General features: G+C 62.7%; 26 protein-coding genes, 1 tRNA gene and 1 pseudogene. 13 read left to right on the forward strand and 15 right to left on the reverse strand.

The window, feature by feature from the left end; translation table 11 throughout:
- Positions 1-81 precede the first annotated feature (81 nt).
- On the reverse strand, positions 82-684 hold the full coding sequence (locus BHD07_RS01595) for a DUF1134 domain-containing protein (RefSeq protein WP_029963813.1): 603 nt from the start codon (positions 682-684) through the stop codon (positions 82-84).
- A 368-nt stretch (positions 685-1,052) separates the two neighbouring features.
- Here BHD07_RS01595 and chpT point away from each other — a divergent pair, with 368 nt between their 5' ends.
- Positions 1,053-1,715 carry a histidine phosphotransferase ChpT gene (gene chpT / locus BHD07_RS01600; RefSeq protein ID WP_198516775.1) on the forward strand — a complete coding sequence of 221 codons (663 nt, stop codon included), beginning with the start codon at positions 1,053-1,055 and terminating at the stop codon, positions 1,713-1,715.
- Between the two features lie 240 nt (positions 1,716-1,955).
- Positions 1,956-2,324 (forward strand): response regulator, encoded by a 369-nt coding sequence (locus tag BHD07_RS01605; RefSeq protein ID WP_010970151.1) that lies wholly within the window; start codon positions 1,956-1,958, stop codon positions 2,322-2,324.
- A 299-nt stretch (positions 2,325-2,623) separates the two neighbouring features.
- Here BHD07_RS01605 and ctrA read toward each other — a convergent pair whose 3' ends face one another.
- Positions 2,624-3,325: a response regulator transcription factor CtrA gene (gene ctrA, locus BHD07_RS01610; RefSeq protein WP_003527557.1), complete on the reverse strand. Its 702-nt coding sequence runs from the start codon at positions 3,323-3,325 to the stop codon at positions 2,624-2,626.
- Positions 3,326-3,875: 550 nt separating this feature from the next.
- On the opposite strand from ctrA, the gene BHD07_RS01615 reads away from it, so the two are divergent.
- Positions 3,876-4,226 carry a hypothetical protein gene (locus tag BHD07_RS01615; RefSeq protein WP_003527555.1) on the forward strand — a complete coding sequence of 117 codons (351 nt, stop codon included), beginning with the start codon at positions 3,876-3,878 and terminating at the stop codon, positions 4,224-4,226.
- Positions 4,227-4,397: 171 nt separating this feature from the next.
- Here the strand turns inward: BHD07_RS01615 and BHD07_RS01620 are convergent, their stop codons facing one another.
- Both BHD07_RS01620 and sciP read right to left on the reverse strand, forming a co-directional pair.
- Positions 4,398-4,679, reverse strand: coding sequence for a GNAT family N-acetyltransferase (locus tag BHD07_RS01620; RefSeq protein WP_018096866.1), 282 nt, complete (start codon positions 4,677-4,679; stop codon positions 4,398-4,400).
- Positions 4,680-4,828: 149 nt separating this feature from the next.
- Complete coding sequence (sciP, locus tag BHD07_RS01625) at positions 4,829-5,104, reverse strand: CtrA inhibitor SciP (RefSeq protein ID WP_003527546.1); 276 nt, start codon at positions 5,102-5,104, stop codon at positions 4,829-4,831.
- A gap of 379 nt (positions 5,105-5,483) precedes the next feature.
- Between sciP and BHD07_RS01630 the strand changes: the two genes are divergently transcribed.
- The 3 genes from BHD07_RS01630 to BHD07_RS01640 all read left to right on the forward strand — a co-directional run bounded on the left by BHD07_RS01630 (position 5,484) and on the right by BHD07_RS01640 (position 7,893).
- Positions 5,484-6,227, forward strand: coding sequence for a helix-turn-helix transcriptional regulator (locus tag BHD07_RS01630; RefSeq protein WP_100672996.1), 744 nt, complete (start codon positions 5,484-5,486; stop codon positions 6,225-6,227).
- 259 nt (positions 6,228-6,486) lie between these two features.
- Positions 6,487-7,683, forward strand: a complete 1,197-nt coding sequence (mnmA, locus tag BHD07_RS01635) for a tRNA 2-thiouridine(34) synthase MnmA (RefSeq protein ID WP_013844832.1) — start codon at positions 6,487-6,489, stop codon at positions 7,681-7,683.
- Between the two features lie 133 nt (positions 7,684-7,816).
- A tRNA-Met gene (locus BHD07_RS01640) sits at positions 7,817-7,893 on the forward strand.
- On the opposite strand, the gene BHD07_RS01645 is transcribed toward BHD07_RS01640, so the two are convergent.
- Both BHD07_RS01645 and BHD07_RS01650 read right to left on the reverse strand, forming a co-directional pair.
- A complete protein-coding gene (locus tag BHD07_RS01645) occupies positions 7,850-8,308 on the reverse strand; it encodes a helix-turn-helix domain-containing protein (RefSeq protein ID WP_275598086.1) in 459 nt (152 codons plus the stop codon). The genes BHD07_RS01640 and BHD07_RS01645 overlap by 44 nt on opposite strands.
- Positions 8,301-8,498, reverse strand: a pseudogene (locus BHD07_RS01650) (type II toxin-antitoxin system HigB family toxin); the annotation flags it as partial. The gene BHD07_RS01645 and the pseudogene BHD07_RS01650, both read right to left, overlap by 8 nt.
- Before the next feature lie 203 nt (positions 8,499-8,701).
- Between BHD07_RS01650 and BHD07_RS01655 the strand changes: the two are divergent.
- The 3 genes from BHD07_RS01655 to BHD07_RS01665 all read left to right on the forward strand — a co-directional run bounded on the left by BHD07_RS01655 (position 8,702) and on the right by BHD07_RS01665 (position 9,835).
- Positions 8,702-9,037 carry a hypothetical protein gene (locus tag BHD07_RS01655; RefSeq protein WP_100674148.1) on the forward strand — a complete coding sequence of 112 codons (336 nt, stop codon included), beginning with the start codon at positions 8,702-8,704 and terminating at the stop codon, positions 9,035-9,037.
- Between the two features lie 382 nt (positions 9,038-9,419).
- The gene (locus BHD07_RS01660; RefSeq protein ID WP_100674216.1) at positions 9,420-9,653 is read left to right on the forward strand and encodes a hypothetical protein; all 234 of its coding nucleotides are present in this window, start codon (positions 9,420-9,422) and stop codon (positions 9,651-9,653) included.
- Positions 9,635-9,835: a hypothetical protein gene (locus BHD07_RS01665; RefSeq protein ID WP_018096871.1), complete on the forward strand. Its 201-nt coding sequence runs from the start codon at positions 9,635-9,637 to the stop codon at positions 9,833-9,835. Before BHD07_RS01660 ends, BHD07_RS01665 begins: the two co-directional genes overlap by 19 nt.
- A gap of 104 nt (positions 9,836-9,939) precedes the next feature.
- On the opposite strand, the gene BHD07_RS01670 is transcribed toward BHD07_RS01665, so the two are convergent.
- On the reverse strand, positions 9,940-10,140 hold the full coding sequence (locus BHD07_RS01670; protein WP_018096872.1) for a hypothetical protein: 201 nt from the start codon (positions 10,138-10,140) through the stop codon (positions 9,940-9,942).
- 141 nt (positions 10,141-10,281) lie between these two features.
- Between BHD07_RS01670 and BHD07_RS01675 the strand changes: the two genes are divergently transcribed.
- Both BHD07_RS01675 and BHD07_RS01680 read left to right on the forward strand, forming a co-directional pair.
- A complete protein-coding gene (locus tag BHD07_RS01675; protein ID WP_018096873.1) occupies positions 10,282-10,470 on the forward strand; it encodes a hypothetical protein in 189 nt (62 codons plus the stop codon).
- Positions 10,471-10,554: 84 nt separating this feature from the next.
- Positions 10,555-10,779: a hypothetical protein gene (locus BHD07_RS01680; protein ID WP_100674149.1), complete on the forward strand. Its 225-nt coding sequence runs from the start codon at positions 10,555-10,557 to the stop codon at positions 10,777-10,779.
- A gap of 54 nt (positions 10,780-10,833) precedes the next feature.
- Here the strand turns inward: BHD07_RS01680 and BHD07_RS01685 are convergent, their stop codons facing one another.
- From BHD07_RS01685 to hutF, 7 genes are all read right to left on the reverse strand, one after another.
- Positions 10,834-11,427, reverse strand: coding sequence for a HutD/Ves family protein (locus BHD07_RS01685; protein WP_018096875.1), 594 nt, complete (start codon positions 11,425-11,427; stop codon positions 10,834-10,836).
- On the reverse strand, positions 11,415-12,740 hold the full coding sequence (locus BHD07_RS01690) for a YjiH family protein (RefSeq protein ID WP_100674150.1): 1,326 nt from the start codon (positions 12,738-12,740) through the stop codon (positions 11,415-11,417). Before BHD07_RS01690 ends, BHD07_RS01685 begins: the two co-directional genes overlap by 13 nt.
- A 31-nt stretch (positions 12,741-12,771) precedes the next feature.
- Positions 12,772-14,271 (reverse strand): HAL/PAL/TAL family ammonia-lyase, encoded by a 1,500-nt coding sequence (locus BHD07_RS01695; protein WP_338277299.1) that lies wholly within the window; start codon positions 14,269-14,271, stop codon positions 12,772-12,774.
- Positions 14,264-15,091: a quaternary amine ABC transporter ATP-binding protein gene (locus BHD07_RS01700; protein ID WP_275597393.1), complete on the reverse strand. Its 828-nt coding sequence runs from the start codon at positions 15,089-15,091 to the stop codon at positions 14,264-14,266. Before BHD07_RS01700 ends, BHD07_RS01695 begins: the two co-directional genes overlap by 8 nt.
- A complete protein-coding gene (locus tag BHD07_RS01705; protein ID WP_018096879.1) occupies positions 15,084-15,941 on the reverse strand; it encodes an ABC transporter permease in 858 nt (285 codons plus the stop codon). The genes BHD07_RS01700 and BHD07_RS01705 overlap by 8 nt, the downstream gene beginning before the upstream one ends.
- Positions 15,942-16,078: 137 nt before the next feature.
- Entirely contained in the window at positions 16,079-17,113 is a 1,035-nt protein-coding gene (locus tag BHD07_RS01710; protein ID WP_338277302.1) for an ABC transporter substrate-binding protein, read from the reverse strand.
- A 35-nt stretch (positions 17,114-17,148) separates the two neighbouring features.
- Entirely contained in the window at positions 17,149-18,534 is a 1,386-nt protein-coding gene (gene hutF, locus BHD07_RS01715; protein WP_100674155.1) for a formimidoylglutamate deiminase, read from the reverse strand.
- A 128-nt stretch (positions 18,535-18,662) separates the two neighbouring features.
- On the opposite strand from hutF, the gene hutC reads away from it, so the two are divergent.
- Positions 18,663-19,406 (forward strand): histidine utilization repressor, encoded by a 744-nt coding sequence (gene hutC, locus BHD07_RS01720; protein ID WP_018096882.1) that lies wholly within the window; start codon positions 18,663-18,665, stop codon positions 19,404-19,406.
- Positions 19,407-19,436: 30 nt separating this feature from the next.
- Positions 19,437-22,367 (forward strand): aminotransferase, encoded by a 2,931-nt coding sequence (locus BHD07_RS01725; RefSeq protein ID WP_338277306.1) that lies wholly within the window; start codon positions 19,437-19,439, stop codon positions 22,365-22,367.
- Between the two features lie 97 nt (positions 22,368-22,464).
- Here BHD07_RS01725 and BHD07_RS01730 read toward each other — a convergent pair whose 3' ends face one another.
- A complete protein-coding gene (locus BHD07_RS01730; protein ID WP_338277308.1) occupies positions 22,465-23,475 on the reverse strand; it encodes an amino acid ABC transporter substrate-binding protein in 1,011 nt (336 codons plus the stop codon).
- Positions 23,476-23,522 lie beyond the last annotated feature (47 nt).

Below are 23,522 nucleotides of genomic sequence, written 5' to 3' on the forward strand. Positions count from 1 at the left end.
GATGCGGGAAATGCTGCAACAATTACCGCAAGCTTGCACGTCTTTTCGGGCAGGGTTCATCGGCGCCGTGGCGCGGGCGCTTCAGAAGGGGTTCCAGGTCGGCTGCTGCGTCAGCTTGAGATAGCCGACATTGATGCCGAGTCTCGCGCCGATGCCGGTGCGGATCGGCACCACCACGACATGTTCGTCCGTCAGCACCGTCATGCCGACGCCGGCGACCACGTAAGCCGAACCGGAGACGCCGCCGAAGCGCTTGTAGAGAGCGGGCACGCTCGGCAGATTGTAGACGAGCATCATGGCGCGGCTGCCCTGGCCACCCCAGTCGAGCCCGAGCGACGGGCCCTGCCAGAAGACGCTGTGCTGCCCCACATTCTTGGTATGGAGCTCGCCCTCGCCATAGGTGACGCCGGCGATGAAGGCACCGGATCCTTCCTGGCCGAGGATATAGCCGTTCGGCAGACCATAGCGCTCGAAGGCGCGCTCGACGACCTTGGCAAGGCCCCCGGACGTTTCGCCGAAGAAACCGTGACCGGCGTCGACGATCTCCTGCATCGTGTACTGGCTGGAGTTTTGGGATTGCGCCTGTGCGCCAGAGGTGCCGGCGATCAGGGTGCTGGCCACCAGGGCCATCATGGTCACAATAGCGCGGACAGCCATCAGGGTGGTCTTCATCATCGGCTGCATCGTTTCCTCCGTCGGGGCGCGAAAGCGGCTCGCGCGCCGGCCGTCATGACCGGCTCTTCCATCGGCTGCGCCGTCGGTGCCGGCACGGGCCATTTTTCACAAGCATGCGCGCGGAACGCACTAGCATTTGGAACGAGTGCACCTTATCGGCTTCCAGGAACCCACCTGAAATCGGGGTGCTCCTACAATTTGAACGGATCATCTTAACAATCGGTTTACCAAATGTGATGTCATTATGGCTTATCGACATATGGCACGACCGCCCGCCTCATGATCTTACTCACGACCGTGCGGGAGCTGCGTCGGGCTTATGCGCGCCCGGCGCCGCGACAGCCCGTGATCCGGTTTGAAGCGAGCAAGGAAGAATGATGGCAAAGAATCCGAATCTGACGTTGACGGGACACGATCTGGCCGCGCTGCTGTGCAGCCGCGTCTGCCACGACATCATCTCGCCGGTCGGCGCCATCAACAACGGTCTCGAACTCCTCGACGAGGGCGGCGCCGATGCGGATGCGATGGACCTGATTCGCACCAGCGCGCTCAATGCGTCCGTACGGCTGAAATTCGCGCGCCTTGCCTTCGGGGCATCGGGCTCGGTCGGCGCCTCGATCGACACCGGCGAGGCCGAGAAGGCCGCCAAGGATTTTGCCGCCTCGGAGAAGAAGACCGAGGTCAACTGGAACGGACCGCGCGCGATCATCGCCAAGAACCGCGTCAAGCTGCTCCTGAACCTGTTCCTGATCGCTTATGGCTCGATCCCGCGTGGCGGCGTCATCGACATCACTCTGGAAAATCCGGAGTTCGACGCGATATTCACCCTCAGTGCCAAGGGGCGGATGATGCGCGTGCCGCCGAAGCTGGTGGAGCTCATCTCCGGCACGCCGGAAGAGGCGGTCGACGCCCATTCGATCCAGCCCTATTACACCGTGCTCCTGGCGGAAGAGGCCGGTATGGCGATCGACGTCGTATCGACCGGCGAAGCGATCGTCTTCACCGCTCGCGTCGTAGCGCCCGAAACGGTGAGCGCCTGAGGCGGAACCGCGCGCGGCTTTCGGCAAATCTGACCGTTTCCATCGTCTCATTGCTCTGGTGACGGGAGGACTCATTCGCTCTCCCGCATGCTTCACGACCGCATCGCTCCAACCGACGGGAAGCACCGGCGGATTTCAGCGGGCGGGTGATGCCGCGTCACCGCGGTAACTGTTTCTTTGCCAAATCCGTATAGGATTGCTTGATGGAGATGGTTTCGCGTGTGGCGAAGCGGGAAGGAGATGGACGTGCGGCGCTTGATGATTGCTGACGGATCGGATGTTGTGCGCAAGGTCGGGAAGCGCATCCTGTCGGGAATGGGATTCCTGGTTTCCGAGGCGCCGAGCAGCCTTGAAGCGCTGGTGCGATGCGAGGCCGAACTGCCGAACATCCTTATCGTCGACGCGGGCCTAGACGGTGCGCTCGACCTGATCGGCAATATCCGGCGCCTGCCTGAGGGCGCTTCGGTGCGGATCTATTACTGTGTCGTCCAGGCCGATCTCAAGAAGATGATGGCCGGCAAGCGGGCCGGTGCCGACGATTTCCTGCTGAAGCCTTTCGACCGCAAGATACTGACGAGTGTTTTCGCCGGTCAGTCCATGGCAGCCTGATACAGAGCCGCAAGCATTCATCTGCGCGGGGTTCTACCCTTGATCCCTGTTTGTGCCGGAAATTCGGCCAGCCCCGAGGCTTTGACCTGTGTGGCGGCCCCCGAAGGGCAGCCACACTCAACCGGCTTTCTCTAAGATCTCGACCATCTTTGCCCGCCAATCCGTTTCCTGCTTTCTTTCGAACACAGTGCGGGGCAGGCGAAGGGTAACCACAAAAAACCCGCCCAGACTAGGCGGGTTCGGCTGCTTTTGGGGACAGGGGGCGGATGCGGGTTTTCGCGGCCCGGTAATGCCGGAAATCAGGCGGTTTCCAGGTAGTCGCTGCCTTCCGGCTCGCGCAGCACATAGCCGCGGCCCCAGACGGTTTCGATGTAATTGGCGCCGCCGGCGGCATTGGCGAGTTTCTTGCGCAGCTTACAGATGAAGACGTCGATGATCTTCAGCTCCGGCTCGTCCATGCCGCCGTAAAGGTGGTTCAGGAACATTTCCTTGGTGAGCGTTGTGCCCTTGCGCAGCGAGAGCAGCTCCAGCATCTGGTATTCCTTGCCCGTCAGATGCACGCGCTGGCCGCCGACCTCCACGGTCTTGGCGTCCAGGTTGACGATCAGCTCGCCCGTCGAGATGACCGACTGGGCATGGCCCTTGGAGCGGCGCACGATCGCGTGGATACGAGCCACCAGCTCGTCCTTGTGGAAAGGCTTGGTCATATAGTCGTCGGCGCCGAAGCCGAGGCCGCGGACCTTGTCCTCGATGCCCGCCATACCCGAAAGGATGAGAATCGGTGTTTTGACTTTCGACAGACGCAGCGTTCGCAGAACTTCGTAACCGGACATGTCCGGCAGGTTCAGGTCGAGGAGAATGATGTCGTAGTCGTAAAGCTTGCCGAGATCGACGCCTTCTTCACCGAGATCGGTGGTGTAGACGTTGAAACTTTCGGACTTGAGCATGAGCTCGATGCTCTGAGCCGTCGCGCTGTCGTCTTCGATCAGTAGAACCCGCATAGTCTTCCCCTTTTCCGCCGCCCAAGGTTGTCGTGGCATCCTTACGCGATACGGATCCAGTCGTTGCCTGATTTGGAGGCTGCCACCAAATGGTTAACAAATTCTGATTCACTCTGGCAAGGTGTATCGAAAATGTTAAATATTTTTAGCAGTCCCCTGATTCAAAACGTAAATCTGAAATTGCGCTCCTCATGTGATATATGAGGGAATGCCGTTAACTGACTCTACCGACTCGTAAATGCTCGAAAGTCCACATTTCATGCATCAGCATTTACGGAGCCTTAAATCATCGCACCTATGATTAACGATGCCCGTAAACGAAAGGTTACCAGCGGTAGGCATTTGTTAAGGCCGCGGTCGATTTTTGTTTCCGGCTCGGTTGGGCCGGCACAACGGGCCGCAGATCGCGACGATTCCGGGAGTCCGGGATCTAAATGTGGTCGGCTAGAAGGAGTTAGAGCGGGATGCGGGCGGAGATCTTCGTCACACCTTTCCCTTATTCCGCTCGGGAACAGTAACCGGGGTCTCGGTATCCACGGGAGTATTGCGTATGAAAGCACGTGAGAGCCTAGTCCGACTGAAGGAATTTCAGGTTCGGGAAAAGCAGCGCCAGCTCAGCCAGCTTCAAATGATGATGGCCGAGTTCGAGCGCATGACCAAGGATCTGGAGAACCAGATCGTCTTCGAGGAGAAGAAGTCGGGAATTTCCGACCCTTCGCACTTCGCCTACCCCACCTTCGCCAAGGCTGCCCGCCAGCGGGCCGATAATCTCCAGGTTTCCATTCGCGAACTGAAGATGCAGCAGGATGCGGCCGAGCTCGCGCTCGAGGAGGTGCAGGCGGAATATGCGAGGGCGGCAGCGCTCGAGGAGCGGGATACGGGCGCGCGGCTGCGCGCCTGAGAGAGCAGCTACGGCACCGCGTATCTGATGAGACGCGCGGTGCCTTGGAGCGCCGTGCGTGGGAATGCACGCACAAAGAACGCTCCAACTATTGAACCGGCGCAGCGTGCTTTCGGAAAATCGATTCCAATTTTCGGGCCGATGGGTAGGACAAGGGGGTCCCTTGCACCGTCAGCCCTGGATTACATCCCGCCACTCCGGATGGCGCATGACCTGGGCGCGCATGAACGGGCAGAGCGGGATGATCTTCCAGCTGCCCTTGCGGGCCTCTTCGATCGCGTGGAGGGCCAGCGCCTGGCCGACGCCCTTGCCGCGCAAGGCGTCCGGAACGAAGGTGTGGTCCACGATTATGAGATGCGGCGACGACCTGGAATAGGTCATCTCCCCGGTGTGGCCGTCGAGCGTCGCCGTGTAGCGGCCTTTGGTATCCGTTTCTTCCTGGGCGATGTCCATCGGGCGTCCTTCGTTGCCATGCGTTGGTGGCGATACCGTAGCTGCAGCATGATGTGCTGGATGGTTTTATCGTCAAATCGGCAAAAACGAAACCGGCGGCTCGGGAGCACCCCAGCCGCCGGCTCGAATTATGGCCCTGCAGGGATCGATCAGTGGCGATATTGCTGGATGCGCGTCGTGCGCAGGCCGGCGAGACCATGGTCATTTATCGAGGATTGCCAGGAGAGGAATTCCTCTACGGTCAGCGTGTAACGCTCACATGCCTCTTCGAGGCTCAACAGGCCACCACGCACGGCGGCGACGACTTCAGCCTTCCTGCGGATGACCCAGCGCCGGGTATTGGCCGGCGGCAGGTCCGCGATCGTCAAAGGACTGCCATCGGGGCCGATGACATATTTCACGCGTGGACGCATCATTTCGGTCATGGGACTCTCTACACAAACTCAAGACCATATGGCTGTGACCTTAGCTTGCCACATTTAATAATTGCCTAAACCCTCGATAACCATTTGATCATCATTTGAGCGGCCTCGGCCACGGATGGTTCGCAAGGGCGGCTGTTCGTGACGCAAGGGAACGGCGGGCCTTCCACGACTTTTCGCCAGGCAGGCCATGCAATCACCACATTTCGCTTCGACTGGAGCGCAAGGGCGCCGGATCAAACGGGCCTCCACGTGCACGAGCCCGGGCGTCACGCAGTTTGCGGGCTCATGCCCGCGGCGCAGGGCGGCGCTCTCAGCCCCACCAGGCCAAGACCGCCTTAGTCTCCATAGCGGCGGCAACGCCGGCAGCACGGTGACCGGAATGAAGGATTCGAACGAACCGGCCTCGCGGCGTGAGGCCGAAACGAACATGCCTTTCGAGATCGACCCCGCCTCGGTACGCACGGAGTACGAGCTCCTGCATCTGCTGCGGCGGCTGATCTCGCGCTACGGCTTCGCGCATTTCATGATTGCGCGCCTGCCTCTCGCCGACGAGCAACGCTTTTCCGAGCGTCTCGTGCTGAGCAATTGGCCCGCCGAGTTGGTGCGGCAGTATGATGCCGGCGAGACGTTCCAGACGAGCGAGCTGGTCGAACGGCTGCGTCAGACGAAGCTGCCCGTCACCGGCGGCCCTGAACTCATGGAGCCCGCGGGCAAGGGCGCCGGCAAGGCCGAGGTTTTCCGCCTCCCGCCCCATGCCGGTATGGGTCACTTCGCGGTACTGCTGCACACGACCTATGGCGAGCCTTTTGTGGCAGTGCTCTCCGGCACGCGGGACGAGCCGGCCGGCGCCGAGCGTGCGACGCTCTATCTGGCGCTATTGCAGCTTTTCGAATGCCTCGAGCGCACCTTCGATGCCGGCAGCGGCGCCCGCGAGAAGCTCTCGAGCCGGGAGGTCGAATGTCTGCGCTGGGCGGCGGCGGGAAAGAGCAGCGACGAGATCGCCATCATTCTCGGAATATCCGCCTATACGGTGAGCAGCTATTTCAAGAGCGCGACCCGTAAGCTCGACGCCGTCAACCGCATGCAGGCGATCGCCCGGGCGATGCGGATGAAGCTGATCTGACGGATCGAGCGCTCGGCCGACGTTCCGCGTCCGCTCTTGCCGTGACGGGCGCAAGTTTCTATATGTCGCGGCACGGAAAAGTCTGATGCATGCCGCCCGGCACCGAGAGCGGTTTTGGGTGACTATATGCACGAAGAAAATACCGCAAGGGCGTAAACCCTTCAGAAAACGCCGCGCCGCCCTCATGTGTCGCCGTGCGGCCTCAAGCGTGAAACAGGGTGCCGGCACAGGAGCCGCCCCGGATGCCGGATTGGATCCCGTGAACAGTCTCGATTTTGACCGCAAGCCCGAAGATACGCGCGTCGTCGTCGCCATGTCCGGCGGCGTCGATTCTTCCGTCGTGGCGGGGCTTCTCAAACGCGAGGGCTACGACGTTCTCGGCATCACCCTGCAGCTTTACGACCATGGCGCGGCGGTGCACAGGGCCGGCTCCTGCTGCGCCGGTCAGGATATCGACGACGCCCGGCGCGTGTGCGAGACGATCGGCATTCCCCATTATGTCCTCGATTACGAGGCGCGTTTCCGCGAAACGGTGATCAACCCCTTCGCCGAAAGCTATATCGCCGGCGAGACGCCGATCCCGTGTGTCGCCTGCAACCAGACGGTCAAGTTCGCCGACCTGCTCGCGACCGCCAAGGAACTCGGAGCCGATGCGCTCGCCACCGGCCATTACATCCGTTCGCGGCCGAGCCCGAAGCCGCGTTATGCCGGCCAGCGCGCGCTCTATCGGCCGGCCGACGCCGAGCGCGACCAGAGCTATTTCCTCTTTGCGACAACGCAGGAGCAGATCGACTATCTGCGCTTCCCGCTCGGCGGTCTTCCCAAGAGCGAGACCCGGGCGCTCGCCGAGGAGATGGGTCTTGTCGTCGCCAAGAAGGCCGACAGCCAGGACATCTGTTTCGTGCCCCAGGGCAAATACAGCGACATCGTCTCGAAACTGAAGCCGAACGCGGCGCTTGCCGGCGAAATCGTCCATCTCGACGGTCGCGTGCTGGGCGCGCACGAGGGCATCCTGCATTACACGATCGGTCAGCGCCGCGGCATCGGTGTCGCGACCGGCGAGCCGCTCTATGTCGTCTATCTTGACGCCCGTTCGCGCCGCGTGATCGTCGGCCCGAAGGAGGCGCTGGAGACGCGCCGCGTCTACCTGCGCGACGTAAACTGGCTGGGTGACGAGGAACTGGAGGCGGCAGCCGGGCAGGGCTTCGAATGCTTTGCCAAGGTGCGCTCCACCCGCCGCCCGGCCCCGGCGGTGCTCAAGAGCGATGCCGAAGGGCTCTATGTCGAGCTCGTCGAAGGCGAGGCGGGTGTCGCGCCCGGCCAGGCCTGCGCGCTCTATTCCGGCACGGGCGAGGATGCGCGCGTCTATGGCGGCGGCTTCATCCGCAGGTCCGAGCGCGAGCCGGCCGCGGAAGCGGCGCTGAAGGCGCTTTTGCAGGCGCCGGCGGCAGCGTAAAGCGGGGGATTCCGGCGTGGCGGGAAAACATCGCTTTTTCCCGAAGACATTGCTTGACACTAGCCGGAACAGCGCCTTATAAGCCGCCCGACCAGCCAAGACGGGCTTCGTTCAGAAGCTTCACGGCACCGGCGGCGGAGTAGCTCAGTAGGTTAGAGCAGAGGAATCATAATCCTTGTGTCGGGGGTTCGAATCCCTCCTCCGCTACCATCTTTATCACCGATAATTCGGAGTCGATGACCCGTTCGCGTTCGACGAGATGGTATGGCTCAACGAGGCAATCTGAGGGAATCCCCCATTCCCTGTGAAGCTTGCGGATCATATCGACAGTGAGAGCACGCCTCTTATTCAAAACCTCAGAGGCACGCGAACGGGAACCAAAAAGCTCAGCGAGATCGGTCTGTGTACGACCGAACATCTCCATGTGGGCCTTTATCAGATCGACTGGCTCTGGTGCCTCAATGGCATAGTGCTCATTCTCGTAAGCCTCAATGAGGGTCGAGAGAATATCGAAGCGGTCTGCTTCCTCGGTCCCGATTTCCGGCTCGTTGTCAAAATACTTTGAGACCTCTGCAATAGCCCATGCAAGGTCATCATCGTTCCTGATGGCGCGAATGTTATCCATTCATTGTCTCCCGGTCTATGTCGTCGTACTCTTTATGAGTGCCAACAAACTTGATCAGCACTCTTTTGAACGGATATGCGACGTGGACGATAAGGCGATATTTGTTGCCTGAGATGTCGAATATGATGCGGTTGTCGCTCACAAAATCGACATTGGCGCCGAACATCGCCATCACATCGGCCGAAGCTGCTGCCGCTCAATCACTCGAGGGTTCTGGTTTCCTCTCCGATATGCCCGCGCCTCGCAATCGCGCGACGTCTTGGGCGTCCGCATTAGCACCCTCTCCCAGTCCACCGCATGCCAAATGCCATTCAAGGGCGGAACCAATCCGCTCCCCTGCCGTTCAGATATGAGTTTAAGCAAACTCTCAAATGAGAGCCTGGAGGAGAAGTCATGAACATCGGCAGGCTTTTCGCGGCCGGGTTGATTTTGGGCGGCGCGGCTGCTGCTGTACCTTCTGCTTCGTCAGCCCAGTCATTCGACCTGTATATCGGTCCGGACGGTCCGCAGCTGCGTGATCGCAGATACGACGATGACGACTATGATTATCGTCCGTCTCGCGGCTGCAGCGAGCGTCAGGCCATCCGTCGCGCCTATCGGCTTGGAATCCGCGATCCGGATATCCGGTCGATCACGCGGCGCGAGGTTGCGGTCGACGGCGTCGGCCGGCGCGGTCGGCTTACGACCGTCTATTTCGCAAATCGGCCGGGATGTCCTCGCATAGGTTGAGCCTCTTCTGCTAGTATAGCCGAACGGCCGCTGTCATACGGTGCCGCGCGTTTCCGGACGCACGGCGCCGTTCAGCACGCTGCAACAAACGGCAGCGCTCGGGCAACGCGGCTGCATTGTCTGTATGTATGAGCCGCGACGGAACTTCCCGGCGCCGGCTTTGTTCGCAATTCCGGGAAAGTGCGCGGCGTTTTTCGCCCGGAGTTGCGGCAACGAAAGGTTAGAGCATTGGCGGAGCGGAAATGCTCCAGATCACGATGTTTTTAGGTCTGGTTGACCCAAAAACACAACCGTGATCGATTCCAAGAAGTTGGAGCGGGATGCGGGCGGAAAATCGCTCACACTTTTCCTCATCCCGCTCCGGGTCGGTCAGGAGGATCGCATGCCGGCGCCGAAAGAGATGGATTCCGCATTGACCAGTCTTCCCTTGAGAATCGGGGCCTATATCCCCGACGATCTCCTGGAGGACTGGTTCGCCCCGGGAACGGGAATGAACCCGCCCTCGGAAACGGCTTTAACCGAGGCAGCCGCATACGGGCGGCGATTCGAGTGCGAATTCAAATATTATCCCGAGCGAAAGGAAGGGGTCTTCTGGAAATGGGTACCAGCCATCTGAACGAAGGCAATCTGGAGGCGAAGGCCATCAATGCCGTTATCGAAGAACTTCAGCGGCAGGCGGCAGAAAACCCTTCGAAGCTTCAGGTCCGCCAGGCGGGAGACAAGCTCGCGGTCAACGGAGAAATCGACGTCGACGCGGTGGTGATGGTGGTCGTGGGGTCGATGGCAGGAGGCCCTTGAGGCCCTTGAGCCGCTTTCGGCCTTTTGGCCCTATGCCCTTGTCCGAGCCGGTCCGTTTGGGCCTCGCGAGCGCGTGCCGTTCGAGCCCGCGCGAGGGGAAGGGCTCACGAAGGGTTATCCTTGTCGCCCGTGGCGCTCGGCGGATTTTCGTCGATGGTTTCGATGCCGTCGGCATTGACCTTGGTGTCCTCGATCCTGGTGGAATTGGTCGAGGGGAAGCGGTCGACATAGACGTAGAAAATCGCACTGGCGATTATGATGACGGCGGCGCCGATGAGCGCCAGTCGCTCCCAGGTTCGGGTCATGACATCACCTCCGGTCGGTCATGGTCGAAACCGCAGCCGCGCGCAAAGGTTCCGGCCCCGGGAGCGTCCGCCGGACTTGACGCGACGCGGAACCATTTGTGCCCGTCCGGCGTTAGTACCAACGCAGTTGGGAGGCGCAGGATGAAACACGCAGAAATTGGAAAGCTCGACAAATCCCAGGCCAGGCATGTCTGGGATGTGGCGGAGTATTGCAGGCGCACCGGCATCCACAAGGCCGAGGAACGCCGCCTGATCAGGGTTCTCGGGCGATTTGCATCCAGCCACGAGCTTCAGATGAACATCGTGCGTCCTCAGACGCGCATGCGCTGACATCTCCGCGTTTCCATCGCCGTCTAATCGTTCGCTGTTCCGTCGAAACAGCGATACACGCAGCAGCAGCCGCAGGAGGCGCACGTGTGGGCAACTCTCACCGGTGCAGTTCTTTTTATCAGCGGGCTTCTCTACATGGCATGGGAGGCGCTCGGGCGGCGGCGGCTGAGCCAGCCGCCGCAAGGCAATTCCAAGCAGACGCTTGAGCCGCGCGGGCAAGGGCTGCGCTTTCTGAGCCCGCTGCGCAACTGGCTGGGCGTCGTGCTCATGGTTGTCGGCGGCATTCTCCTGCTCTTCGGCATGCGCTGAAACGGCGTGCCTCCCTGTTTCCGGACGAGACAAAAACGGATGATGGCGCGGCGTTCAGGCCGGGCCGATCTCGATCAGGAAAACTTCCGATGCGATGTCGGCTGAGAGCGTGAGCGTGGCCGGCTGGACGAGAACCGCCGCGTCGAGCCCGTGCAGGGTTGCGGAAACGCCTTCGGTCACGAGCGCAACGCTGCCGCGATGACAGAAGAGAACGAGATCGCGGGCGCTCGTAGCCACCGGCTGCGAGCCCTCGACATGAATCCTGCGCACGCGGTGTTTCAATGCCTGGCGGCGTGTCATCACATTGAGATCGGTGACCGGGCCATCCGCGAGGGTCGCGGATGTCGGCAGATCGGCAGGAAAGGTGAGGGGGGCGTCCGAGGCGGTCAGCAGTTTCGGTTGCCGGCCCTCGATCGCGAGCGTCATCCCGCTACCCTCCAGGATCGACAGCGTGCGGTCGATCCCAGGAAAGATCGAGAAGGCGCCATTGGTGGCGACGGTCGCCATGCTTATGCGCCAGTCGAAATCGGCAATGGTGGCACGGTCCGGAGAGACGGCGATTTCCACCGTCTCTCCGCCGCCGTTCTTCCACGGCATATGCCTGTACTCGCTCGAGCGCAGAATTCGCATCATCGTCAGCCGAGCCATCCCATCGACGTTCCGATCCAAATGATCGGCGCCGTCACCAGTATGCTCAATACGACGCGAATATACCAGATCACGAGAAGATCGCGAAAGCTGAGCGGGATCGAGGTCGCCAGCATGCAAGGGACCGAGGCAGACAGGAACAGAACCTGGCTGACCGATACCACCGCGGCCAGGAACTTCACCTCGGGCACGGCCTCCTTGAGCAGGATAGCGGGCAGGAACATCTCGGCGAGACCGGAGGCGAGCGCCTTTGCCGCCTGCATCGGCTGGCCGAACTGCGCGAGCCAGGTGAAGGGGTAGAGCGTCAGGCCGAGAATGTCGAAGATCGGCGTGAACTTGGCGGCGAGAAGCCCGATGAGCCCGACTGCCATGATGCTCGGCAGGATCATCGCCGCCATGCGCAGTCCGTCGAAGAAGCTTTCGCGCAGCAGCGTCGACAGGCTCTTGGCGATTGCCGCCTGCTCAAGGCCGGTCTCCACGGCGACGCTCAGGCGGCTGCGCCCCGGGGGCAACGGCTGGTCCCGATCGCCCTCGTGCGCAAGTCTGGAAAGCGGCCAGATCCGGGCGGTGATCGCAGAAACGATGAACGTGACGACGAGCGTCGTCCAGAAATAGAAATTCCAGATGTCCATGAGCCCCAGCGTCTTCGCCACGATGATCATGAACGTGGCGGACACGGTGGAAAAGCCTGTCGCGATGATCGCCGCTTCGCGCACCGTGTACTTGCCTTCGCGGAACACGCGGTCGGTGATGAGGAGCGCAAGGGAGTAGCTGCCGACGAAGGAAGCGACGGCGTCGATGGCGGACCAGCCCGGCGTACGCCAGATCGGCCGCATCACGGGCTGGACGAGCACGCCGGTGAATTCGAGAAGGCCGTAGCCGATCAGAAAGGCGAGTGCCAAAGCGCCGATGGGTACGATCAGCCCGACCGACAGCACCAGCTTGTCGAAGAGGAAGGGCAGCATGTCGGGCGCGAAGAAGATCGCAGGCCCTATGCCGGCGAGATAAAGGCCGGCAAGCACCAGTCCGAGGACGCGCAGGACCGAAAAGACGGCATCGGTCGTCGTCTTGCGCCAGGTCCCCTTCACGATGGGTCCGAAGGCGCCGTACGCCATCAGCAGCAATACGAAGCCGATCGCCACCGGCCGTGCATGGGTCGATATGGCCGTTGCCGCATGGTCGAGCAGGATCGTCGACTTGCCGGCGATTTCGACCGGCACGAAGAACAGAAATATGCCGATGAGGCTGAAAAGAATGAGCCGCAAGGCTGCGCCGCCGCGCGAGCCCCCTGCCTCGGTGGTGATGTGCGTCATGTCGTCTCCTCCCTTCCCGTTCAGAGCGGGGTTACAGGCTGGCCTTCGCCGGCGCGGCTCGCATCAACAGCCGCATCCGGTCGAAGTCTTCGTTCATCGGGCGATCGTCGCGATAGGCTGGAATCGCCGAGCGTATGCGCCCGTAAAGGGCAGCAGTGCGTTGCGCCTTGCCCGGTCCCTGCGGCTGCAGCTCATAGGCCTGAGCGGACGCAAGCAGTTCGATCGCCAGAATCCGCTCGAGATTGTCGACGATCGAGAGCGCTTTCCAGGCCGCCGGTGTCGCGTGGGTGAGCATGTCTTCCTGAAGCGCGGAGGTGATGCCGCCGTCGAGGCTGGCCGGCGCTGCGAGCCGCCGGTTCTCCGCCACGAGCGCGGCAGCCGTGTACTGCGCGATCATGAACCCCGAGCACACGCCGCTGTCGCCGGCGAGGAAGGCAGGCAAACCGCTCACCAGAGGGTTCACCAGCCGGTCGATGCGGCGCTCGGAAATTGCTGCGACCTCCGCCACCGCGACGGCGAGGCTGTCCATTGCGAGGCCGAGCGCGGCACCGACGGCATGGGCCTGCGAATGCACCTCGGGTGCCTCCGGCGCACCGGCAACGGCCGGGTTGTCGGTAACGCTTGCAAGTTCGCGATCGACGATTTCGGCTACCTGGACGAAGGCGTCGCGGGCGGCGCCATGCACCTGCGGCACGGCCCTGAGACTCAGCGGATCCTGGGTGCGGGTGCCGGCAGTGCCTGCCAGCATCGGGCTGTCCGCCAGCCAGTCGCGCAGGCTTTCGCCGACTGCGTTCAGGCCAGGGGATCGGCGCAGAGCCAAGGGCAATTCGGCAAAGGCATTGGCCTGGCTGCCGAGGTTTTCGTAAGTCATCGCCGCGGCTGCATCCGCCCAGGCGAAGAGCGTTTCCGTGCGTGCGAGCGCCAGCGCCGCCAGACCGGTGGCGCATGGGGTTCCGTTGACGAGGCTGAGACCTTCTTTCGCTTCGAGCGGCAACGGCGCAAGCCCCAGACGGGCGAGGGCATCGCCGCCGCTCAGTCTTTCAGTCCCGTGCATGGCCGAGCCGTGACCGATCAGTACGAGGCCGATCGCGGCGGCGTGGGTCAGATATCCAACCGAACCACGCGACGGAATGAGAGGGATGATGTCGGCGTTGAGCAGCGCCAAGAGTGTTTCGATCGTCTCGATCCGCACGCCGGAATAGCCGTGGGCGAAGTTGGCTATCTGTGCTGCCATGACGGCCCGTGCTTCCACTCGACCCAGCGGATCTCCGACGCCGCAAGCGTGGCTCAGGATGATGTTGCGCGAAAGCGCCTGCTGGTTCTCACGGCTGATGACGACATCGCAAAGGGCGCCGACGCCGGTATTGATGCCGTAGCCGCGGATGCCGCGGTCCACCAATGCGTCGACGATCCGGCGGGCATGGGCGATCCGCCGGCGCGCGGGCGCCGACAGGTCGAGGCGGGCGCCCTCGGCGATCGAAGCGATCTCGCGCCAGGTAAGCGGCCCATCGATCGAAATCATCTCACCCATGGGTCTGCGGCCTTTCGTGCCGGCGCTGGACGAACCGGGCAACATAGTCGTTGGCAGGGTTGTCGAGGATGTCGCCCGGTGTGCCGACCTGAACGACCTGACCGTCCTTCAGGATCGCGATCTCCGACCCGATGCGCAGGGCCTCGTCGAGATCATGGGTGATGAAGACGATGGTCTTTGCAAGATTCTGCTGGAGTTGCAGCAATTGGTCCTGCATGTCGCCGCGGATCAGCGGGTCGAGGGCACTGAAAGCCTCGTCCATCAGGATCACATCGGTGTCGGCGGCGAGCGCTCGTGCAAGGCCGACGCGCTGCTTCATGCCGCCCGAGAGCTGATGGGGAAATTTCGCGTCGTAGCCGGACAGGCCGACCGTTTCGATCCATTTCATGCCGATTTCGCGGGCATCGTCCTTCGACACGCCGCGCACGCGCTGGCCGTAGACGACATTCTGGAGCACGGTCCGGTGCGGCATCAGGGCAAAGCTCTGAAAGACCATGCTGACGCGCCGCATGCGAAAGGCACGCAGCGCCTTCGCACCCAGGTCGAGGATGTTGTCGCCGTCGAAAAGGACCTCGCCGCTCGTCGGTTCGATCAGCCGGTTGAGGTGGCGCACCAGCGTCGACTTGCCCGATCCGGAAAGCCCCATGATCACGAAGATCTTTCCGGCGCCGATCTTCAGGCTGACATCGTTGAGGCCCACGCTGCAGCCGGACCTCGCCAGGATATCGGCCTTATCGAGGCCGTCCTTGAGCATGGCAAGCGCCTTCTTGGCGTCATGCCCGAATATCTTGTAGACGTTCCGGATCTCTATATCAGCCATTGCGGGCGTCCTCCGTCCGGGGTTTGCCGAAGCCTTGCGTGATGCGGTCGAGCACGATCGCGAGAATGACGATGCCGATGCCGGCCTCGAGGCCCTTGCCGACGTCGAGCGTCTGAATACCGTTCAGCACCTGTTCGCCGAGGCCGCGCGCGCCGATCATCGAGGCGACGACGACCATCGACAGCGCCATCATGATCGTCTGGTTGAGGCCGGCCATGATCGTCGGCGTCGCAAGGGGCAGTTCGACGCCGAAGAGGATCTGTCGCGGACTGCCGCCGAACGCCGTCGCAGCTTCGACGACTTCCGCGTCGACCTGGCGGATGCCGAGATCGGTGAGCCGGATCAGCGGCGGGACGGCGTAGATGATGGTCGCGAGGATAGCGGGCACCTTGCCGAGCCCGAAGAGCATCAGCGCCGGGATGAGATAGACGAAGCTCGGCATGGTCTGCATGACATCGAGCACCGGCAGAGTGATGTTGCGGACGGTGCGGCTCTTCGCGACGAGAATCCCCATGGGCACGCCGATCACTACCGAGACGATGGTCGCCATCAGCATCAGCGCGAGCGTCTGCATCGTCAGGTCCCAGAGTCCGAGGACGCCGACGGCAACCAGCAACGCGCCGACCGCCAGCGTCAGCGACCAGCGCCGCGAACTCCGCCAGGCAAGCGCCATGAAGGCGAGAATGACGAGCCACCAGGGCAGGCCGCGCAGGATCCATTCAATGAACAGAACGGCCTTCAGGATGACGGCGCTGATCGCCTTGAAGACCCAGCCGTAATTGGTGACGAGCGCCTGGATGAAATCGTTCACCGGCGCGCGGATCGAGAGATTGAGAGAGTCCGGAAACATCGGATATCGTTCCTTGTTCAGGGCGGCGGCGGGAAGCCAAGACCCTCCTGGCCCGGGGAAGCAGCCCTTTCCCTACCATCGCAACGCGCCCCGCCTGGTGGCGGGGCGCTGGCGATTGCCGGCCGGAAAGGCCGCTTTTACTTGAGACCGGCTTCGATCTTGCCGCGCGCCTCTTCCGAGACCCACTTGCTCCAGACGTCGCCCTTGGTTTTCAGGAATTCGGCGGCAGCCGCCGTGGCGTCGACCTTGTTGTCGGCCATATAGGCGAGGCTGGCGTTGACCTCCTCGAGCGGGAATGTTGCCTTTTCCAGAATTCCGACGATTTCCGGCGCTTCCGAAGCGAAGGTGCTGTTCACGCCATAGGCCACGTCGACGGAAGGGAAGGCGCAGCCTTCGTCACGTTTGCCGTTGGCACTGCTCAGTTCTTTCCAGCAGGCTTCGTTATAGGCCGGCTCTTCGAGCTGGATCAGCTTGAATTTCCCCATGATCGCGGTCGGCGACCAGTAATAGAAGAGGATAGGCTCACCCTGGAGATAGGCGGAGGTGATCGCCGCATCCAGCGCCGTTCCCGTCCCCGGCCGGAAGTTCACATAGGCCTCATCGAGCTTGTAGGCCTCGAGCTTGGCGGTGCTCACGCCCTCGCAGGTCCAACCGGAGGGGCAGTTGAGGAACCGGCCTTTGGATGGCTCCTCCGGATCGGCGAAAATCTCGGCGATCTTCGGATCGGTAAGCTGTGATACGCTTTTCAGGTCCGGCGCCTTGGCTTCGATATTGCGAGCGGGATCGCCGTGGACGACATAGTCGGGCACGAACCAGCCTTCGCTGGCACCTACGAAGGTCTTGCCGACGGCCACCACCTTCTTTTCTTCGACCGCCTTGTTCCAGACGTCCGAACGGCCGAGCCATTCCTCGGCGAAAATCTGCACGTCGTTGTTGGCGGTTGCCTGTTCGAGAGTCACGGAATTGCCGGGGATCGAGTCGACCTGGCAGTCGTATCCCTTGGCAAGGATCGTCTTCATGACCTCGGTGATGAAGGCGCCGCTTTCCCAGTCGATGCCGGCGAAGGTCACGGTCTTGCCGTCGCCGCAATAGGAAGCATTGGCGCCGCTGGCGGAAGCCGCCAGCATCAGGCCGGCGGCAGCGAAGGTGAGTCTCATTGTGCTGATCGACATGCGCATTCCCCCTTTTTTTAATCGCGATTCGATTGCTATTTGAGCTTGTTCAGAACGCACGCGAAGGCGCGATCGATGTCTTCCTCCCGGTCATGCCGTCCGTCGCGGATCTTCCATTCGCCAGCGATCATGACGTCGCGAACCGTATCCCCGCCGAGTGCGAACAGCCAGCGGTCGAGAATCTGGTTGCCGCTTGCCGCGGCGATATAGGGATTGGATCCGTCGAGAACGACGAGGTCGGCCATCGCGCCGACGCGGATGCCCGGCTCTTCCATTCCGGCGGCATGTCCGGCCGCTTGGGCGCCGCCGGCAAGCGCCGCATCGAAGATTGTCCTGCCGACGGAGGCGCCGGGCGCGGCGAGCCGGTTGCGCCTGCGGTCGCGCAGGCGCTGCCCGTATTCGAGGAGCCGAAGCTCTTCCGCGACGCTCGTCGCGACATGGCTGTCGGTTCCGACCCCGAAACGTCCGCCTGCCGCAAGAAAATCGACCGCGGGAAAAATTCCGTCGCCGAGATTGGCCTCGGTCGCGGGGCAAAGGCCGGCGACCGCTCCCGACCGGGCGAGCCGGTTCGTCTCGTCGGGCGTCATGTGCGTCGCGTGGATCGCGCACCAGCGCTCGTCCACCGGCATGTTGTCGAGAAGCCATTCGACCGGGCGCCGGCCGCTCCAGGCCAGGCAATCCTCCACTTCGCGGGGCTGCTCGGCGACATGGATGTGGATGGGGCCGCTGAGGGGAGATGATTCCAGGATCGCGCGCATTTCCTCCGGCGTCGCCGCCCGCAGCGAATGGATCGCATAGCCAAGCCTCGCGCCTGTCGCATTGCAAGCGGGCGAGAGACGATCGAGCAGCGCGAGGAAGCGGTCGGGATCGTGCAGGAAGGGACGCTGCCCCGCGCTCGGCGCAGCTCCGCCGAAATTGGCATGGGCGTAGAAGACCGGCAGATGGGTGAGGGCGATACCGCTCGTCTGCGCGGCTCTTAGTATCCGCAGCGACATTTCCGCCGGGTCCGCGTAAGGCGTGCCGTCGAGCTGATGGTGAAGGTAGTGGAATTCGACGACACGGCCGAAGCCGCCTTTCAGCATTTCCACATAGAGCTTGGCGGCGATTGCCTCGAGATCGTCCGGGTCGACCAGACCGACGGTGCGATACATCTCCTCGCGCCAGGTCCAGAAGCTGTCGTCGCCTGTTCCGGCCACTTCCGCAAGGCCGGCCATCGCACGCTGGAAGGCGTGGGAATGCAGGTTCGCCATCGCCGGCACGACGGGTCCGGACAGATGCTCGTCGCCCGGTGCCTTCGATTGCCCTGCTTCCACCGCGAGAATGCGTCCCGCGGGGTCGACGGAGATCGCGACGTCCTTGGACCAACCGGTCGGCAGCAGCGCCTGTTCGGCAAACAGTCGATGAGCGGACAAAGCTGTCATGAGCGCCGTTCCTGTGCGTGGTTGTATATGGAACTATAGATATTTTCTTGTGGCGCGCAAGCTGGAAATAAAGGAAAACAATCGCTGATTTGCCGGGCCGGCGGCGCCCGGCCGCAACGGAGCATCGCATGGCGGTATCGGGTCGTAAGAGCGACAGGGCGGTTTTCGACGACGGGCCGGTACCGCGCTATGAAGCGGTCAAGCAGTTCATCCGCAGCCGCATCGAAAGCGGCGATTGGCCGCCGCACCATCGCATACCGTCCGAAAACGATATCGTCGCCGATCTCGGAGTCAGCCGGATGACCGCCAATCGCGCACTTCGCGAACTGGCGAGCGAGGGTGCGATCACGCGGGTCCAGGGGGTAGGGTCCTTCGTGGCTGCCCACAAGGGCAGCACGGCCCTTCTCGAGGTGCGCAATATCGCCGACGAGATTCGCGAGCGCGGCCACAGGCATACCTCGCGGATCACGCTCCTCGAGGAGGAGCAGGCAAGCACCGGGGTCGCAGAGGCGCTCGGGCTTGCGACGAACGCGCGGGTCTTTCACTCGATCATCGTTCACGCGGAGGACGACGTTCCGATCCAGATCGAGGACCGTTTCGTCAATCCTGCAATCTGCCCCAATTACCTGGAACAGGATTTCACCAGCATGACCCCGAACGTCTATCTGACGTTGGTGGCGCCGATCACGCGGACGGAGCAGATCGTCGAAGCCGTTCTGCCGAAGCCGTGGGAATGCAAGCTCCTTTCGATCGGCCGCGGCGAACCGTGCCTGATGATCCGTCGACGGACCTGGTCGGAAGCTGCGAATGTGACGGTCGCGTGGCTCACCTATCCGGGTACGCGCTATCGTCTTGAAGGTGTTTCGCAGTAAGAAGGACACCTTCGCAGAGACGGGAAGGAAATGATGGAAGACGAATTGCTGAAGCGCCGCACGCAGCTTGCGAGACCGGACGTGTCGATCGAAGAGGCGCAGGCGATCCTCGCCCAACATTACGGCCTTTCCGGCGATCTTACGGAACTCGGCAGCCAGCAGGACCGCAACTACCGCGTCGACACAAGCGAGAGACGTTTCGTCCTCAAGATCGCGCGTGCCGAATATGCGCGGGCCGAGATCGAAGCCCAGAATGCCGCTTTGCGGCATGTCGCCACCAGGCCCGATGCTCCCAAAGTGCCCGAAGTGATGTCCGCTTTGAGCGGCGAGGAAATCGTTGCCGCATCCGTTCGCGAGGAAACCTATCAGTTCCGGTTGCTCACCTATCTCGACGGCACGCCTCTGACGCGCCGCAGGCACCTGGCCGTGGAAACCGTGGCGGCACTTGGCGACCTTGCAGGTCGGTTGGCCGTCGCACTCAGGGATTTCGATCACCCGGGGCTCGAGCGGGAGCTGCAATGGGACCTCAGAAGGGCGGGGCCGGTCGCGCTTCACCTGCTTTCGGCCATGAGCGACATCGATCTGCGCCAGCGCATTGCCGAGGCGATGGTCGGCGCCATGCGCAGGGTTCAGCCGCTGATGCCGGAGCTGCGCCTGCAGGCGATCCATCAGGACGTCACCGACGACAATGTCGTGAGCCGCGCGAACAGGAGCGGGCGTCTCATCCCCGACGGTGTCATCGATTTCGGCGACGTGCTGAAAGGATGGGTGGTCGCCGATCTTGCCGTTACCTGCGCATCGCTGCTGCATCACTCGGACGGAGACCCCTTCCATATCCTGCCGGCGGTGAAGGCGTTCCATGCCGTCTGCCCTTTGACGGATGCCGAATTGAAGGCGCTCTGGCCGTTGATCGTCGCGCGTGCCTGCGTTCTCGTGGCAAGCACGGCGCAGCAGCTCGAGGTCGATCCGGAAAATGCCTATGTCGAAGGCAATGCCGCGCATGAGCGGGAAATCTTCGACGTTGCCGTTTCCGTGCCTCTCGAACTCATGGAGCATGCGATCGGAGAGGGCGTGGAGAGGGCTCCGCAGCTTTCTCCGCCCGAGATGGGCGGTCGGCTGCTGCCCGAGCTCGACCCTTCGGAAATAGGCATCGTCGATCTTTCCTCGCTCGGCCCGCACCTTCCTGCCGATCGCTGGCATTACGAGGACACCGAAGCCCTGCTCCTGCAATCGGCGGCGCGCGCGGCCGGTGCCGCGGCCACGCGCTATGGCGAGTACCGGCTGACGGAAACCAGGCTCCTGCAGGCAAGCGCCCCCCGGACATTCGCCCTGCACGTGGATTTATGCCTGCATGGGCAGACTGCCGTGCACGCGCCTTTTGCCGGCCGGCTCCACCAGCGCGGCGGCAAGCTGATCTTCTCGGGCGAAGGTCTCCATCTCCATCTTTACGGCGTCGAGGCAGCCGACCTCGCCGAAGACGCGTTCGAGGCGGGAGCACGGATCGGCGTGGTCCCCGGCGATCCGTCGGCCCTGGGGTTCATGCGCGTCCAGCTTTGCACGACGCCGGAGGTGGACCCGCCCGCCTTCGCTGCGTCGCATCAGGCGGAGGCATGGCGCCGGCTGTGCCCGTCGCCCGCACCGATCCTGGGCTTCGATTGCGACGCGGCCTTGCCGGACGCGGCCGGGCTCCTCGAGCGCCGCCGCCGGCACTATGCCCGGCCGCAGAAGAACTATTACCGCACGCCGCCGCAGATCGAGCGCGGCTGGAAGGAGCATCTCTTCGACGTCGAAGGGCGCGCTTACCTCGATATGGTCAACAACGTCACGCTCGTCGGCCACGGGCATCCGCGCCTGTCGGCTGCGGTCGGGCGGCAATGGTCGCTGCTCAACACCAATTCGCGGTTCCACTATGCTGCCGTGACGGAGTTTTCCGAGCGGCTTGCGGCGCTCGCGCCGGAAGGTCTCGACACTGTTTTTCTCGTCAACAGCGGATCCGAGGCGAACGATCTCGCCATCCGGCTCGCCTGGGCCAATTCCGGAGCGCGCAACATGATCTCGCTGCTGGAGGCCTATCACGGCTGGACGGTCGCGAGCGACGCGGTTTCCACCTCGATCGCTGACAATCCGCAGGCGCTGACGACGCGTCCGGACTGGGTCCATCCCGTCGTCTCGCCGAACACCTATCGAGGCCCGTTCCGCGGGGAGGGTTCGACGGGCGACTATGTCGACGCCGTGTCTCGAAAGCTCGCGGAATTGGACGAGAAAGGCGGGAAGCTCGCCGGCTTCATCTCAGAACCGGTCTACGGCAATGCCGGCGGCATTCCGTTGCCTTCCGGCTATCTGGAAGCGGTCTACGCCATGGTCCGGGAGAGGAGCGGCGTCTGCATCGCCGACGAGGTGCAGGTCGGCTACGGGCGGCTCGGTCATCATTTCTGGGGTTTCGAGCAACAGGGCGTCGTGCCCGATATCATCACCGTCGCCAAGGGCATGGGCAACGGCCATCCGCTGGGCGCGGTCATCACGCGGCGGGAGATTGCCGATGCGCTGGAGAAGGAAGGCTATTTCTTCTCTTCCGCCGGCGGCAGCCCCGTGAGTTCCGTCGTCGGATTGACCGTCCTCGACATTCTGCACGACGACGCCCTGCAGGAAAATGCCCGCGCGGTGGGCACCCATCTCAAGAGTCGGCTCGAGGCGCTCGGGGACCGGTTTCCTCTCGTCGGCGCCGTTCACGGCATGGGGCTTTACCTGGGCGTCGAATTCGTCCGCGACCGCGAAACGCTCGAACCGGCCACCGAGGAAACCGCGGCGATCTGCGACCGCCTTCTCGATCTCGGCATCGTCATGCAGCCGACCGGAGACCATCTGAACGTCCTGAAGATCAAACCGCCGCTTTGCCTCGCCCGGGAGAGCGCCGATTTCTTCGCCGATATGCTGGCCAGGGTGCTCGAAGAGGGATGGTAGGAGAAAGGCGCCGCCGGAATTCCCTGCGGCGCCTGCTTTGATCCGCTGCATGTCGTGGTCCTTCAATCGGCTGCGATCGAAGGAAACATGCAGTAGGTCAGCGGACCGGCGGCGCGTAGATCAGGCCGCCGTGGTTCCAGAGCCTGTTGAGGCCGCGATCGATCCTGAGCGCGCTCTCCTTGCCGAGGTGACGCTCGAATATCTCACCGTAATTGCCGACCGCAGCCACCGTCTGGTAGGCCCATTTCGGATCGAGCCCGAGCGCCTTTCCGGCTTCGTTGTCGATGCCGAGGAAGCGCTTTTGTGCGGCGGTTCCGCTTTCGAGGAGCGAAGCGGCATTGTCCCGGGTGATGCCCAGCTCCTCTGCCTCGATCATCGCGAAGAGCGTCCAGCGAACAACCTTGAACCATTGATCGTCGCCCTGGCGGACGGCGGGGCCGAGCGGCTCCTTGGAAATGACCTCCGGCAGGACGACAAAGCGGTCAGGATCATTGAGCGTCAGCCGCTGCGAATAGAGCGCGGAGGCATCGGTGGAATAGACGTCGCAGCGGCCGGAATTGAAGGCCTGGATCGTCTGGTCCGCCTTTTCGAAGGCGATCACCTGATACTCGATCCTGTTGGCGCTGAAATAATCCGCCATGTTCTGTTCGGTCGTGGTGCCGGTCTCCGTGCAGACGGAGGCGCCCGAGAGCTCCTTGACGCTCTTCACGCCGATATCGCTGCGCACCATGAAGGCCTGGCCGTCATAATAGTTCACGCCGACGAAGCTCATGCCCGGATCCGTGTCGCGCGAAAGCGTCCAGGTGGTCTGGCGCGAAAGCAGGTCGACCTCGCCGGACTGGAGCGCGGTGAAGCGCTCCTTGGTCGAAAGCGGCACATATTTCACCTTCTCCGGGTTGCCGAGGGTGGCGGCCGCGACCGCGCGGCAGAAATCGATGTCGAAGCCGGACCACTCGCCCTTATCGTCCGGGGCGGAGAAGCCGAGCACGCCCTGGCTCACGCCGCAACGCAGCTCGCCGCGCTGCTTGACGACGTCGAGGGTTGCGGCCTGCGCCGTCGTGCCGGCAAGAAACGCCGTCGCAAAGAGTGCCAAAATGCCGGTTTTCATCGTCCTGTTCTCCTCCGTTATAAGACGCAATCATTGAGCTCCAGGAC

Source organism: Sinorhizobium sp. KGO-5 (genome assembly GCF_036245905.1).
In the GTDB taxonomy this organism is placed as follows: Bacteria; Pseudomonadota; Alphaproteobacteria; order Rhizobiales; family Rhizobiaceae; genus Sinorhizobium; species Sinorhizobium meliloti_A.